This is a genomic window from Ruegeria sp. C10, assembly GCF_056537805.1.
This window is the reverse complement of the sequence record NZ_JBQFSC010000001.1, coordinates 115137-129015: the sequence shown is the minus strand read 5'-3', so window position 1 is coordinate 129015 and position 13879 is coordinate 115137. Positions and strand designations below refer to the sequence as shown.

Here is a 13879-nt window from a genome sequence, read left to right as displayed (position 1 = left end):
CTACTTGCCTTTGGTATCAAGCGCTTGAACGCCGGGATGGCGAAAGAGTTTCGCCATCGCAATCAATGCCAGTACACCGCAGATGACCGCGAGCACGAAAGGCATCCGCAAATTGATAGCCATGAGGGACCCGCTGAGGGCCGTAATGGTCCCGGAGCCCAACGCGTAGATGGCGACTGTCACACCCATGACCCAACCTTGCTCGGTTGGGCCGACGCTCGCGGAAAACAACGAAAGCATGGTCGGGTACATGATCGCGAACGCGATGGTTATCGGAACAATCAGGACATAGGTCAGATCGGCCATGGGGTTCAGCATGAAGGCCAATATCCCAAGCGCCATGGCTGCAATGGAGACATATAGAATCGGAAACTTTTTATAGCGCTCGTGCAGCGGTGCGGTGAGGTAGGCACTGCCAAAGGCCATGGAGCCTCCGAACACGGCGAGGGCCATGCTGTTTTGAAGCGTACTGAACTTGAACCGGGTCAGCAGATACGTGTCGATGAAGAAGAAAAACGCATTCAGGCACATCAGCGAGAACAACATGACGACCGAAAGCCGCAAAACGACCGGGTGCGAGAAGACTTTCCACAGGTTCAAAACAACATCTAAAAGCCCGAAGTCAATTTTTTGTCTTTTGAAACCGGGTTCGGAGAAGAAGAACAGAATCAGTGCCATGTTGATCAGGATCAGGGCAATGGCGACGTAGAAAGGCAGTTCCAGTGACGCAAATGACCCCATCAGGTTTTGGTCGCTGAGCAACCCTGAAATCAGTGGCCCCCCGAGCAGGCCCAGCGCGGATGCCGCAACAATCATCCCGAGGTTTTTTGATTTCTCCTGATCGTCATGGCTGATGTCGATCAATGCGGCCTGCGCAATGGGTTGGTTGGCCGTCGTAAACCCGGAAGTGGCGCGCCCCAAAAGTAACAGCCAATAGCTGGACGTCATGATCGCGGCCACAGTCAGAACATAGCCGATCAGGGCACCGGTAAGGCAGATCATGATGCCTGTTTTACGCCCGATATAGTCCGACAACTTGGCGATAAAGGCCGCCCCGAAAAAGTAGAACAGAAAGAAGACGACAATCAGAATCGTATAGTCGAGCTGGCGGATATTCGTCGCTGTTCCATGTGCGAGGAAAGCCTGGTGTGGATCCAGCAGGATCGTGTTGAAAATCGGCACGATCAATCCAAAACCCATCACGTCAATGAATACGACCAGCAACAGAGACAATCGTGAAAGGTTCATAACAGCATCCTCGTTACGGTCCCGGAAAAATCCAACTTCAAAAACATCGAGGGGGCAGGTCACATCACAAGAAACACGTGCTGCGCCAAGAGTTGCCCGGAGTCAGGGTATGGGCTCTTTCGTTTTCTGTCCAATTTGGCGCGGCGACGGGCGGTATCCGGGTGGCTGACCTTGGGTTTCGAATTGTGACGCCGCGTCGCGAAAGCCGGGCCCTAGGTTAGAAGGTTGACGTAAGCGTAAGAAGTGCCGTGATTTTTTTCCAAGCGGTCAAAAAAATGATGCAAACAGCAGATTTCTTCCCCCTTTCTCGGCACCCCATTTTTCTTACATGGACGGTGTCGCTGCGGGTTCACACTCACGGAAGTTGGTCTTTGAGCCCTTCCCTCAAGTGGCTTGGACCTGACCCGCAGCGGCAAGGATTTGATGACCATATGTTGCGGGAGTTGAATGATGCCATTGAAGACAATTCTGAGCCGGGTGTTTGCAACCAAGATGTCTGAGACGTCCAACGCCACAAATGCGCGGTCGATTTTGAATAATCCCTACGACCATAAGAAGGCAATTTCGAAGGTCGAGACAGCGGCGGTTCTTCGCGGGATCCTAGAAGATGAAAAGATGGAATATCCAACCCAAGGCAAACGCAAGGATTCGCTGCACTGACCGCCGTTTGGTACGCTCCTGATGACTTCTGCATGGGTACGCACTACAGGGGCCGCTCCGGACCAAAAACGCCCGCCGAATTGGCGGGCGTTTCGGTTTTCTCAGGATAATCCCAGTTACATCTTGGCCTTTTCTGATTTAAGCGCCAGCCACAGGCAGTAGCACATGATCAGAACCACCAAGGTAAACGGAATTCCAGTCGACACCGCTGCCCCTTGCAAGGCAGAGAGACCTCCGCCCAGCAGCAGTGCGATTGCGACGAGGCCTTCAAGCGTGCACCAGAACACGCGTTGCACAACCGGTGCGTCCATCTTTCCGCCTGCCGTGATCGTGTCGATCACCAGCGAGCCTGAGTCCGACGATGTGACAAAGAATACAACGATCAGGATCAGAGCGATCGGGGCAATGATGCCGTAAAGCGGCAGCTCTTTCAGGAAGCCGAACAGCGCGCCCTCGGGGGCATAGCTTTCGATCACTGTGGCGCGGACGCCCTCTGCTCCGCCTGCGTTCAGCATGTCGATGGCTGCGCCGCCAAAGGTCGACATCCACAAGGCACATACCGCAGTGGGTGCCAGCAAGGCGCAGATCACGAACTCACGCACCGTACGACCTTTGGAAATGCGGGCGATGAACATGCCCACGAAAGGTGACCACGCAATCCACCAGGCCCAGTAGAAGGTTGTCCAGCCGTGGAAGTAGCTGGTGTCTTCCCGACCGAACGGATTGGACAGGGCCGGTAGATGGGTCACGTAATCCACCATCACGTTGAAGTACCGTGCAATGGCGGTTCCGACACCGGTAACTACGATGACGAAGATGAACAGTCCTACGGCCATGATCATGTTGATCTCACTCAACCGTTTGACACCTGCATCCATGCCCATCAGGACCGAGCCCAGTGCGATCATCGTAATGCCTATGATCAGCAGGACGGTGACGGTGGGGCTAGGTTCGATGCCAAAGACCTCATACAGCCCGGCGGCCACCTGTTGTGCGCCCAAACCCAATGATGTGGTCAGGCCGAAGAGGGTCGCGAATACTGCCAGAGTATCGATGATGTGGCCCCACCAGCCCCAGACGCGCTCGCCCAGGATCGGATAAAAAGCCGAACGCAGGGTCAATGGTAGCCCGAGATTATAGCTGAAGATTGCAAGCGCCAGACCAACGGCGGCATATACCGCCCAGCCTTCGAGACCCCAATGATGGATCGTGCCGACAATGCCGATATATTCGTTACCCGGCACAGCGATATCGATGCCCAGCGGGCGGGCGTTGCCGTCTTCTGCAAAGTTGTAATAGACCGGCTCCATCACGCCGAAGAACAACAGCCCGATGCCGATCCCGGCCGCGAACATCATCGCGATCCATCCGGCGTAGGAATAGTCGGGTTTGGCGTCCTTGCCGCCGATCCGCACTTTGCCCACAGGCAAGATGATCAGCACCAGACAGAACAGGGTGATTGCGTCAACCGACAGCACCAGAAACCAGTCAAACGTGCTGGTCAGCCATGGCCGGAGCCAGCCAAAGAACGTGGCTGCGGATTCCTGATTTGCCAGCGCGATCAGGACGAACGCAAAGATCAGGATACTAGAGATCAAAAAGACCGGGTTATGGATGTCCAGACCGAAAGGCCGGACATTGTCCTGCCCCAGCTCATATTCGGTCTCAAAGTCATAAATCCGGGGATCCGGATCCAGCATTTTCTTGGTTTGTGCCATGCGTCTGCCCTTCTGTTCGCTACGTGCAAACGCCAAGGTATTCGACCGGCGGACGGAGGTGATATTCGTATTCCCTTGGCGCGTTTCCGTCGTTTCGACCGCAGGTATGGTGGTTTCAGCCTATACGGATACTAAATTTTCACCAAATATATTCGATTTCGCGAATAGTTAGGCGGTGGGAGCGACCGAATTAGCTTTCAGAGCTGCAAATATCCTGTTATTCAACCAAATGGTTGACTGAAGCAGAAAAGGCTTGTAATTCATCCAAATGGTTGAACGAGAGAATCGCTATGACCTAAGCGCTATATTGAAGGCCGCGTCCGACCCAACCCGCCGCGTCATCCTAACGATGCTCGCGCAGCAGGGCCCCTTGCGGGTGACGGATATTGCACGGCAATTCGATATGAGCCTCAACTCGGTGTCCAAGCACATCAAGGTGCTCGAGAATGCCGGGCTGGTGCGGCGTCGGACGGAATGGCGCGAGCATCTGATCGAGGTGCAGATGGCCCCCTTGTCAGCCGTGGATGACTGGTTCGCCGGGCTGCGTTCGATCTGGGCGCTTCGGCTGGACGCCTTGGAAACTGCTTTGGAGGACCCAGAAGATGACGGAACTGTCCCTTGAAATAACCCGCGCCATTCCGCACCCGCCGGAAAAGGTGTTTGATGCTTGGCTAGACCCGGAAATGTTGGCCAAGTTCATGCTGCCCGGTCCCAACATGTCAGTGCCCGAAGCTTATTCTGACGCCAAGGTAGGGGGCCGGTTCAAGATCATCATGCGCGCGCCCGAGGCCGGGGACCTTCCGCATGAGGGCGAATACAAGGTGATCGACCGGCCAAATCGGCTGCAATTCACTTGGAACTCTCCTTACAGTCAGGACGATTCCACCGTGACGCTGGATTTCACTCCAACCGATAAGGGCACGGAATTGCGCCTGCATCACATCCGTTTCCCTTCGCAAGAAAGCCGAGACAATCATGAAGGCGGCTGGACCCGGATCCTTGAAGTGCTGGAGGTCGCGTTGTGATCAACTGGCTTGCCCTTGGCGCGGGAGTCATCGCCGCCTTTCTGCTAGGGTGGCTGGTCTACGGACCTGTGGGATTTCAGAAACGTTGGGCCGAAGGTACTCGGATCGATCCGACACCGCCTGACACACCACCTCTGCCTCAACTGGCAGCCCAGATCATATTTCTGATCCTGCTGGCTGCTGTGATCGCCGTGACCGAGACCAACAACAGCCTTGGCGTTGCGGTGCTGGCGATCCTCGCAGTGGCTGCTCAGGCCGCATCGGTCGGGGCATGGGCACAGAAAAGCGGCTTCGCCATCGCAATCGACACCGGATATGCGCTGGGCTGCGGCGTGGTGATGATATTGGCGCACGCTATCCTTTGATACATCGGCCCCTGCCCAGCTTGGGCGGGGGTTAGGCAATCCCCTGCCCCCCAAAAACTCCCGACTTTCCAAAGCTTGCAAACTGATGTATGGGCCTGTCATCTGAGACGTTGTGCCCTGACCCCGGCACTCGAATGGAAGATAAAGTGGGGTCGGCGGCAATGGGGCCGCCATGCAAACCGGAGACCCGCAGGGGCGGGAGTGCTCCGTTCTAGGATACGCATATGTTTGATGTAACAAAGAAATCGATTCAGTGGGGCGAAGAGACGCTGACACTGGAAACCGGCAAGGTTGCCCGTCAGGCCGACGGCAGCGTGATTGCCACGCTGGGCGAAACCAGCGTGATGGCAAACGTGACCTTTGCCCGTGCTCAAAAGCCCGGTCAGGATTTTTTTCCGCTGACCGTGCACTATCAAGAAAAATACTATGCCGCCGGTAAGGTTCCGGGTGGCTTCTTCAAGCGCGAAGCGCGCCCGACCGAGAAAGAGACGCTGACCGCGCGTCTGATTGACCGTCCGATCCGCCCGCTGTTTGTTGACGGCTTTAAAAACGAAGTTCTGGTGATGTGCACCGTGCTGTCCCACGATCTGGTCAACGACCCCGACATCGTTGCGATGATCGCAGCCTCTGCCGCACTGACCATTTCCGGCGCGCCGTTCATGGGTCCGATCGCCGGTGCCCGCGTTGGTTTCGAGGATGGCGAATACGTTCTGAACCCGACCGTCGACGACATGCAGGACCTGCGCCTGAACCCTGAACAGCGTCTGGACCTGGTTGTCGCCGGTACCAAAGACGCCGTGATGATGGTGGAATCGGAAGCGTACGAACTGTCCGAGGCGGAAATGCTGGGCGCGGTAAACTTCGCGCATGAGCAAATTCAGCCCGTGATCGACCTGATCATCTCGCTGGCCGAAGAAGCCGCGAAAGAGCCGTTCGAATTTGTCGCCCCCGATTACTCGGAGCTGTCCGCCGCTGTTTCGGCTGCCGGTGAAGAGAAGATGCGCGCCGCGTTCGCGATCACCGACAAGCAAGAGCGCACCGCCGCTGTTGCCGCGGCCCGTGAAGCGATCAAGGAAGCGCTGACCGAAGAGCAACTAGAAGACGGTAACCTCGGTTCCGCTATGAAGAAGCTGGAAGCTGGCATTCTGCGCGGTGACGTCGTCAAAGGCGGCAAGCGTATCGACGGTCGTTCGACCACCGATATCCGTTCGATCGTCGCAGAAACCTCGATGCTGCCGCGGACCCACGGTTCTGCCCTGTTCACCCGTGGTGAGACTCAGGCATTGGCCGTGACCACGCTGGGCACCGGTGACGACGAACAGTTCATCGACGCGCTACACGGCAACTTCAAATCGAACTTCCTGCTGCACTACAACTTCCCTCCCTACTCGGTGGGTGAAGTTGGCCGCGTGGGTGGTCCGGGCCGTCGTGAGATCGGCCACGGCAAGCTGGCATGGCGTGCCCTGCAGGCGGTTCTGCCTGCAGCGACCGACTTCCCCTACACGATCCGCATCGTGTCGGAGATCACCGAATCCAACGGCTCGTCCTCGATGGCGTCGGTTTGCGGTGGTTCGCTTTCGATGATGGATGCGGGCGTTCCGCTGAAAGCACCGGTTGCCGGTGTGGCCATGGGTCTGATCCTGGAAGATGACGGCAACTATGCCATCCTGTCGGACATTCTGGGTGACGAAGACCACCTTGGCGACATGGACTTCAAAGTGGCTGGCACCGAAAACGGCATCACCTCGCTGCAGATGGACATCAAGGTTGCGGGCATCACGCCTGAGATCATGGAGAAAGCCCTGGCGCAAGCCAAGGACGGCCGGATGCACATTCTGGGTGAGATGGGCAAAGCCCTGTCCGAGACCAACGAATTCTCGGTCCACGCCCCGCGCATCGAGACCATGAACATCCCCACCGACAAGATCCGTGAAGTGATCGGTTCGGGCGGTAAGGTCATCCGCGAGATCGTCGAGGTTTCGGGTGCCAAGGTCGACATCAATGACGACGGCGTCATCAAGATCGCGTCGCCCGACGGTGAATCGATCAAGAAGGCCTATGAGATGATCCACTCGATCGTTGCTGAGCCGGAAGAGGGCCAGATCTACACCGGTAAAGTGGTCAAGATCGTCGACTTCGGTGCCTTCGTGAACTTCTTTGGCAAGCGCGACGGTCTGGTACACGTGTCCCAGATCGAAAACCGCCGCCTGAACCATCCGTCGGATGTTCTGAAAGAAGGTCAGGAAGTAAAGGTCAAGCTTCTGGGCTTTGACGATCGCGGCAAGGTGCGCCTGTCGATGAAAGTTGTCGATCAGGAAACCGGCGAAGAGATCGTTCCCGAGAAGAAAGAAAAGAAAGAGGAAAGCGCAGAGTAATCTGCCTCTTTTGCAAGAACGAAGGCCCCGGTAATCTGCCGGGGCCTTTTTCTTTGGGCGAATGTCGAGTGCCGTAGCGATACTGTGGAATGTGCCGATCATCAGCTGGTGCTGGGGTAGGCTTCAATTTAGATTAGGATACAGTTTTAATCGCTGAGTGCATTGCCCTGAAACAGAGCCTCGCAACCACTTAAAACGTTGGCTTTACAGGCCCGAGGCATCTACTTGGGCGTTCTTTTCTACTCATTGCCGATAAATGAATGAATTTACGACGATATCCGATCGTTTCTTGGTTTATTTCTTTTCTTCGATCAAAAGCTCTTCTATGAGCGCGCCTAACAGTTGCGTCCTCGATTTGACCTTAGCTTTTTTGTAGATTGAATTGTTCTGGGACTTGATTGTTCCCTCGCTGGTCTCGCGCAGTTTAGCTATTTCTGCGAGGGACAGGCCCTTTACGGTGAGCAGTGCAACATCTCGTTCCGCAGCACTAAGGCCCCAACGGTCGAACTGTAGTTCCAGCATCCGAAAAAACTCGCCTTGTGCCTTTCGCAGGTTCTGTTTGACTTCTTGGTGACGTCGCAAAAACAGCCTGTGGCTTTGCCAAATCAAAAGCCCCCCAAGAATAAACCCAAATAGGGTGATGAGAGCCGTGATTTCATGGACCACCCAACTCGCGGAAAAAATGTAGTACCCTGTTATTTCGCCAATCAATTCGATCACAAACGTCAAAGCAGAGATCGCATATACAGCGATCCCCGCTTTGAACATGGCTTCTTTTTTAAACCATTTGTTCAAACCCCAATCTCGCTTGGGCTCAAGTTGGAAGCTGAATTAATCATCGTCGCCTTCGTCATCCCCTTCGCCATCGTCGCCTTCGCTATCGCGCTCGCCATCGTCGCCTTCGCTATCGCGTTCGCCGTCATCGCCTTCGCTATCGCGTTCGCCGTCATCGCCTTCGCTGTCGCGCTCGCCATCGTCGCCCTCGCTGTCGCGCTCACCATCGTCGCCTTCGCTATCGTTTTCCCCATCGCCTTCGTCATCGTCACCTTCGTCATCAAATCCTTCGTCGTCATCTTCGTCGTCATCTTCGTCATCAAAATCTTCGTCGTCATCTTCCTCATCGTCGAACTCATCGTCTCGCTCTGAACGATCCCGAACGATGGTTCCGTCTTTCCCCAGCACCACTTCTCTCTCGATTCCAGGTCCAGTCGCTTCAAAGCGAAGGTTCCCAAACAGCGTGTTGGTTATTTCGATTCGTTGGAAACCTTGTTCTGTGAGTTCGTCGATGATGTCTTGCTTGGTGGTTTGCGAAAGCGCCGTGGTGGCCATCAGAACGAAAGTTGATGTCAGACCGATAGTTTTCTTGTTCATGTTCCCATCCTCAAAGGAATTGCCAATTGAACTAAAACATCGGCGCTTTGCGATGGGAATATAACTTAAGTTGGTTAGGCCAGACTTGAACCAAAGAACAATATCCTCAACGGTACTGGGTAATGCGCGCAATGTGCGGGAACGTGGATTTGGAAAGCGCCGAAAAATTTTTCAGGAGCAAATTCCTGAATTTGATCTCGGACCGATCTGAATTTACAGCCATGTAGTTTTTGAAGGTGACACCGAGGATATGCCCGAAGCCAAGAAATTCGAAAAGCTCTTCTCTACTCCAATGATGCGATTTGTGGTGCCTAACAGTGCAGCGCTTAATGCGGCGATTCTGTTTGAGGCCGAAAAGATGCGTGAGGAAGACGAGGGTGCCTCAAAATCCAATCGCGGCGGATGGCACTCAAACGGAAACCTCTTTGATCGCGATACGCCCGCTATTCAGAATTTGCGAGACGCAGCCGAAGATGCGGTGTTTCAAATAACGCGAAAGGTCTCAGACAAGGTTGAACTGGATAAACTTCGCCTGAAACTGTTCGGGTGGATAAACGACAATCCTTCCGGCGGGTACAATGCGCCGCATACTCATCCCGGCGCGCATTGGTCTGGAGTGTACTATGTTTCTCAACCCGAGATCGAAGAAGGTTCGTCTGGAATGATTGAGTTTCTCGACCCCCGAAACGAGTTGCCTCACTGGCGCATACTTCAGGCGAGTGCGTTTCGGAACAAAAAGAAGCTGCGCCCGGCAGCAGGCGAAATGATCCTTTTTCCATCCTATCTGACCCATTGGGTCCACCCAAACCAAAGTAAAGAAAGCCGCGTCACGGTTGCCTTCAACGCAACCTTTCGACGTCCAAAATCGAATCCCACTTAATCGCCTCGAGATACGCAGCCTCTGTGGTATCGAACATCATGGCAATGTTTCGCCTGGTCAACGCAGTCAGCGCGGCTTTCAGTTTCCATCAGAAGCTACAATCCTTTGGCAGCGAGACCGCGTTCAACTGACGTATCCGATCCCAACCACCGCCTCGGCAGGCGTGCCCACAGTCGATCCAACATAGCCAATCTGCCTTTTTCGATCAGTGCCGCTTTCGAGCCCTGCACGTCACGGTAAACGATATGTTAACACTTCTAAGTTGAGTTAGCTCAAAGTTAGGGAAATCCAAATCATCTGGGAAGTCGCCGCGCTTTGGCCTCTATCACCATCTTTGAGATCGACGGAGATCCGTTTGGCAACCCCAGTGTGACGGTGACCCAGGGGTTTCAGGTCACCATTACTGATGAAGATAATTTTCTCGAAAATCCGGACAACAACGGCAGCCAACAGTTCGATACCCTCCCAATCCCCGGGCTGAACAATTCCGGCAGCTTTCAAATATTTGAAGGCTACAGCGCGACGGTCGGAGGTGCACCGGTCACCTACACACTGCTGCAATTCTCAGGCACGCAATATATCGTTGTGACCTCGGGAAACGTTGCTGCTAACGATGTACTGACAGGCAACTCACTGGCCCAGGGTACTGCACCTGCGGTCGAATATGATAACCTTCCCAGCTTTGTCTGCTTTACTTCGGGGTCACATATTCTGACACCGTCGGGCCAGCGTCTGATCGAAGAAGTCAAAGCAGGCGATCATGTGATCACCGCAGATGGCACCGGTCGGGCCGTGCGCTGGGTAGGTCGGCGACGGCTGAGTGAGGCGGATCTGAGACAGACCCCTAAGCATTGCCCGATCCGGATCAGTGCGGGCAGTCTTGGGCCGCAGACACCATCGCGAGATCTGCTGCTGTCACCTCAGCATCGGGTTGTCGTGTCCTCACCTGCATTGGAATTGCATCATAGTCACCCGATGATGTTGGCGACGGCCAAGTCTCTGCTCAACGGCAAGTCTATCACGCAAGTACCGCCAAGCGGGGGCGTCGAGTACATTCACATTCTGTTCGACCAGCATGAGCTGGTGAATGTCGAAGGATTGTGGTCGGAATCGTTTTATCCCGGCGGATATACACTGGACGCGATGAGCAGTGCAGTGAAGGAGGAACTATTCGAGCTGTTCCCCGAGCTTCATTCCGACACAGGCGGCTATGGTGATACGGTGCTGCCGGTTCTGAAACCGTACGAAGTGCAAATGCTGCGCCCGGAGCTATCTGCCCCTTGCGGCGCAACCTCGGCGTTTGCGCACTAGAAAAAGGCAGGGGCTTTCGCCCCCCTGCCCGTTGATCCGTTTACGACGGCGCTTTGGTTTTGCGCAGATAGGGGAAGATGGTCTCGAACTCGCCGAACTTCTCTTTTGCCTCATCGTTGGAGACCGCAGGTGGAATGATCACATCCTCACCCGGCACCCAATTTGCGGGGGTTGCCACGCCCTTGGCGCTCATCTGCAGGCCATCCAGCGCACGCAGAATCTCGGCAAAGTTGCGGCCCACGGTCATCGGGTAGGTCATGGACAGTTTCAACTGCTTATCGGGTCCGATGATAAAGACAGAGCGTACAGTTGCGCTGTCGGCAGGCGTGCGGCCGTCGGGCAGATAGGCCTCGGCCGGCAGCATGTCGAAGGCTTTGGACACAGCCAGACCGTCATCGGCGATGATCGGGAAGCCGGGGTTGGCGTTGCCATAGGCCTCGATATCTTTTTTCCACTTCTTATGATCTTCGACACCATCGACCGACACGCCGATCACTTTGGTGTTCCGCGCCGCCCATTCATCGTTCAGCTGCGCAACTGCCGAAAACTCGGTCGTGCAAACAGGAGTGAAGTCCTTGGGGTGTGAGAACAGGATGGCCCAGCTATCGCCAATCCAGTCATGAAACTGGACGGTGCCCTGATCTGTCTCTGCGGTGAAATTCGGGACCGTATCATTGATGCGCAAACCCATTGGGAAACTCCTTTCCTGTGAAAAATCGCGAGTCGATTGCTGCCAACCTAATCACTTTGCGCAGAGGTTAAACCATTCATGTTGCGCTGTCAGAAGATTCAGTAGGTAGATAATTTGATCAAATTATGTTTTACCCTTGCCCGACACCCGGGTGGGTGACAGAGTGCGAATGAAAACCGACCGTTCGGTCGATTGATTCCTGATCCGGAGGATGAGCCATGATCGAAAAACGCGATTTCTATATCAACGGCAAATGGGTCGCCCCATCAGAGCCGAATGATTTCGAAGTGATCGACCCGTCGACCGAAGAACCATGCGCGGTGATCTCATTGGGGTCAGAGGCTGACACTAACGCAGCGGTCGCCGCGGCCAAAGCTGCTCTGCCTGGTTGGATGGCAACCCCGGTGGACGAGCGCATCGCTTTGGTAGAGAAACTGGTCGATATTTACGCCACCCGCTCAGAGGATCTGGCCCAGGCGATGTCGATGGAGATGGGTGCACCGATCGAAATGGCGCGCAGCCAGCAATCGGGCGCGGGGATCTATCACCTGAAAAACTTCATCCGTGCCGCCAAGGCGTTCCAATTCGAACGTCCGTTGGGCGATCATGCGCCGAATGACCGGATCATCTATGAAGCGGTGGGTGTGGCAGCCCTGATCACCCCATGGAATTGGCCGATGAATCAGGTCACGCTCAAAGTCGGGGCCGCCGCGATTGCGGGCTGCACGATGGTGCTGAAACCGTCCGAGCAAAGCCCGCTGAACGCGATGATCTTTGCTGAGATGATGGATGAGGCTGGTTTCCCGGCTGGTGTTTTCAACCTGGTAAATGGCGATGGCGTGGGCGTGGGCTCTCAGCTCTCGGGGCACGCAGATGTTGATATGGTCAGCTTCACCGGTTCGACCCGCGCGGGCACGGCGATTTCCAAGAATGCGGCGGATACACTGAAGAAAGTGCATCTGGAACTGGGCGGCAAAGGGGCCAATGTGGTCTTCGCCGATGCCGACGAAAAGGCGGTGAAACGCGGCGTCCTGCACATGATGAACAACACCGGTCAAAGCTGTAACGCGCCCAGCCGGATGCTGGTGCAGCGTCCGATCTATGATCAGGCGGTTGAGACAGCCGCCGAAGTGGCAAACAAGGTCACCGTCGGCAGTGCCACCGAGGAAGGCCGACATATCGGACCGGTGGTGAACGAAGTGCAGTGGACCAAAATTCAGGACCTGATCCAGAAAGGAATTGATGAGGGCGCGCGTCTGGTGGCAGGCGGTACCGGTCGCCCTGAGGGACTGAACAAGGGCTACTATGTGCGTCCTACGGTCTTTGCAGATGCCAACAACCAGATGACCATCGCGCGCGAGGAGATTTTTGGCCCGGTTCTGACCATGATCCCCTTCGACACCGAAGAAGAAGCCATCGAGATTGCCAATGACACACCTTACGGGCTGACCAACTATGTTCAGACCCAAGATGGTGCACGCGCCAACCGAATGGCTCGCGTCTTGCGCTCGGGCATGGTTGAGATGAACGGCCAGTCGCGCAGCGCTGGGTCCCCGTTTGGTGGGATGAAACAGTCCGGCAATGGCCGCGAAGGCGGGGTTTGGGGCTTGGAGGACTTCCTTGAGGTCAAGGCCGTCGGGGGCTGGGCTACCGAATAACCCGGTTTTGGTGGTATCAAAATGTGAGGCACCCTAAGGGTGCCTCGCTTTGTTTCTTAGGCAGGTCGGACGATAAGCTGCGGCTCTCCGTCCGACGTGTGACGGGTGGATCGACCATCCCAGCCAATCTCACCTGTCACCCGCTGGCGAAGGGACGAAAAACTGTCGAACCGGACCACATCTACGGGCACGTCGAACTGCAGGGTCACCCGGCGATGTCCGCCATCCCCAATCATGGTCAGACCGCGGATTTCGGCGGTGAAGGGCTGACCCAGATATCGGCCCTCAACCCGGTCACCAACGCGCAACTGCACTCGATTTCCTGCCATCGCGTGCAACGTGTTCCAATCCCGCGCACCGAGTTGATGCGCCAACAGTTCCAGCGCCTCGCTATGCGATAGCTTCACTCCGGCGTCCTGCAGGCGTTTGCGCAGGCGTTTTGCCTGCTCTTTCAGCTCCGCAACCGGAGCGATGTTCTGAGTATGTGTCATGGTGTGCCTCGTTTCCTGAAACGGGCGCGAAATCTGGACGGGGTTCGCATTGCCATCCGCGCGCCTGGAAAGGGCAACAGATGTGA

At 55.5% G+C, this 13879-nt stretch carries 14 protein-coding genes; 8 read left to right on the top strand and 6 right to left on the bottom strand.

The genetic code is table 11. The annotated features are described in order from the left end of the window. A complete protein-coding gene (locus ACR0DE_RS00655) occupies positions 1–1248 on the bottom strand; it encodes an MFS transporter (protein WP_480751098.1) in 1248 nt (415 codons plus the stop codon). Between the two features lie 450 nt (positions 1249–1698). Here ACR0DE_RS00655 and ACR0DE_RS00650 point away from each other — a divergent pair, with 450 nt between their 5' ends. Continuing rightward, on the top strand, positions 1699–1908 hold the full coding sequence (locus ACR0DE_RS00650; protein WP_170566948.1) for a hypothetical protein: 210 nt from the start codon (positions 1699–1701) through the stop codon (positions 1906–1908). A gap of 116 nt (positions 1909–2024) precedes the next feature. Here ACR0DE_RS00650 and ACR0DE_RS00645 read toward each other — a convergent pair whose 3' ends face one another. Continuing rightward, positions 2025–3626: a BCCT family transporter gene (locus tag ACR0DE_RS00645; protein ID WP_170394697.1), complete on the bottom strand. Its 1602-nt coding sequence runs from the start codon at positions 3624–3626 to the stop codon at positions 2025–2027. Positions 3627–3894: 268 nt separating this feature from the next. On the opposite strand from ACR0DE_RS00645, the gene ACR0DE_RS00640 reads away from it, so the two are divergent. From ACR0DE_RS00640 to pnp, 4 genes are all read left to right on the top strand, one after another. Beyond that, positions 3895–4248 carry an ArsR/SmtB family transcription factor gene (locus ACR0DE_RS00640; RefSeq protein ID WP_170426150.1) on the top strand — a complete coding sequence of 118 codons (354 nt, stop codon included), beginning with the start codon at positions 3895–3897 and terminating at the stop codon, positions 4246–4248. Further along, a complete protein-coding gene (locus ACR0DE_RS00635; RefSeq protein WP_170426148.1) occupies positions 4229–4651 on the top strand; it encodes an SRPBCC family protein in 423 nt (140 codons plus the stop codon). The genes ACR0DE_RS00640 and ACR0DE_RS00635 overlap by 20 nt, the downstream gene beginning before the upstream one ends. After that, on the top strand, positions 4648–5016 hold the full coding sequence (locus tag ACR0DE_RS00630; protein WP_480751091.1) for a DUF1761 family protein: 369 nt from the start codon (positions 4648–4650) through the stop codon (positions 5014–5016). The genes ACR0DE_RS00635 and ACR0DE_RS00630 overlap by 4 nt, the downstream gene beginning before the upstream one ends. Before the next feature lie 224 nt (positions 5017–5240). Beyond that, positions 5241–7391 carry a polyribonucleotide nucleotidyltransferase gene (gene pnp, locus ACR0DE_RS00625; RefSeq protein ID WP_170515055.1) on the top strand — a complete coding sequence of 717 codons (2151 nt, stop codon included), beginning with the start codon at positions 5241–5243 and terminating at the stop codon, positions 7389–7391. A 294-nt stretch (positions 7392–7685) separates the two neighbouring features. Here the strand turns inward: pnp and ACR0DE_RS00620 are convergent, their stop codons facing one another. Further along, entirely contained in the window at positions 7686–8186 is a 501-nt protein-coding gene (locus ACR0DE_RS00620; protein WP_170394711.1) for a helix-turn-helix transcriptional regulator, read from the bottom strand. A 36-nt stretch (positions 8187–8222) separates the two neighbouring features. After that, positions 8223–8762, bottom strand: a complete 540-nt coding sequence (locus tag ACR0DE_RS00615; protein WP_480751087.1) for a hypothetical protein — start codon at positions 8760–8762, stop codon at positions 8223–8225. 250 nt (positions 8763–9012) lie between these two features. On the opposite strand from ACR0DE_RS00615, the gene ACR0DE_RS00610 reads away from it, so the two are divergent. Next, complete coding sequence (locus ACR0DE_RS00610; RefSeq protein ID WP_480751084.1) at positions 9013–9642, top strand: TIGR02466 family protein; 630 nt, start codon at positions 9013–9015, stop codon at positions 9640–9642. A 315-nt stretch (positions 9643–9957) separates the two neighbouring features. After that, positions 9958–10953, top strand: coding sequence for a Hint domain-containing protein (locus ACR0DE_RS00605; protein WP_480751081.1), 996 nt, complete (start codon positions 9958–9960; stop codon positions 10951–10953). Between the two features lie 40 nt (positions 10954–10993). On the opposite strand, the gene ACR0DE_RS00600 is transcribed toward ACR0DE_RS00605, so the two are convergent. Further along, complete coding sequence (locus ACR0DE_RS00600) at positions 10994–11644, bottom strand: peroxiredoxin (RefSeq protein WP_170408508.1); 651 nt, start codon at positions 11642–11644, stop codon at positions 10994–10996. Between the two features lie 218 nt (positions 11645–11862). On the opposite strand from ACR0DE_RS00600, the gene ACR0DE_RS00595 reads away from it, so the two are divergent. Further along, positions 11863–13302 carry an aldehyde dehydrogenase family protein gene (locus ACR0DE_RS00595; RefSeq protein ID WP_480751079.1) on the top strand — a complete coding sequence of 480 codons (1440 nt, stop codon included), beginning with the start codon at positions 11863–11865 and terminating at the stop codon, positions 13300–13302. Positions 13303–13358: 56 nt separating this feature from the next. Here the strand turns inward: ACR0DE_RS00595 and ACR0DE_RS00590 are convergent, their stop codons facing one another. Further along, entirely contained in the window at positions 13359–13793 is a 435-nt protein-coding gene (locus tag ACR0DE_RS00590) for a glyoxalase superfamily protein (protein ID WP_170408510.1), read from the bottom strand. Between the last annotated feature and the right edge of the window lie 86 nt (positions 13794–13879).

Coding starts and splice junctions, on each gene's coding strand:
- ACR0DE_RS00655 (WP_480751098.1), bottom strand. CDS start 1,248: ATGAACCTTTCACGATTGTCTCTGTTGCTGGTCGTATTCATTGACGTG.
- ACR0DE_RS00650 (WP_170566948.1), top strand. CDS start 1,699: ATGCCATTGAAGACAATTCTGAGCCGGGTGTTTGCAACCAAGATGTCT.
- ACR0DE_RS00645 (WP_170394697.1), bottom strand. CDS start 3,626: ATGGCACAAACCAAGAAAATGCTGGATCCGGATCCCCGGATTTATGAC.
- ACR0DE_RS00640 (WP_170426150.1), top strand. CDS start 3,895: ATGGTTGAACGAGAGAATCGCTATGACCTAAGCGCTATATTGAAGGCC.
- ACR0DE_RS00635 (WP_170426148.1), top strand. CDS start 4,229: ATGACGGAACTGTCCCTTGAAATAACCCGCGCCATTCCGCACCCGCCG.
- pnp (WP_170515055.1), top strand. CDS start 5,241: ATGTTTGATGTAACAAAGAAATCGATTCAGTGGGGCGAAGAGACGCTG.
- ACR0DE_RS00615 (WP_480751087.1), bottom strand. CDS start 8,762: ATGAACAAGAAAACTATCGGTCTGACATCAACTTTCGTTCTGATGGCC.
- ACR0DE_RS00610 (WP_480751084.1), top strand. CDS start 9,013: ATGCCCGAAGCCAAGAAATTCGAAAAGCTCTTCTCTACTCCAATGATG.
- ACR0DE_RS00600 (WP_170408508.1), bottom strand. CDS start 11,644: ATGGGTTTGCGCATCAATGATACGGTCCCGAATTTCACCGCAGAGACA.
- ACR0DE_RS00595 (WP_480751079.1), top strand. CDS start 11,863: ATGATCGAAAAACGCGATTTCTATATCAACGGCAAATGGGTCGCCCCA.
- ACR0DE_RS00590 (WP_170408510.1), bottom strand. CDS start 13,793: ATGACACATACTCAGAACATCGCTCCGGTTGCGGAGCTGAAAGAGCAG.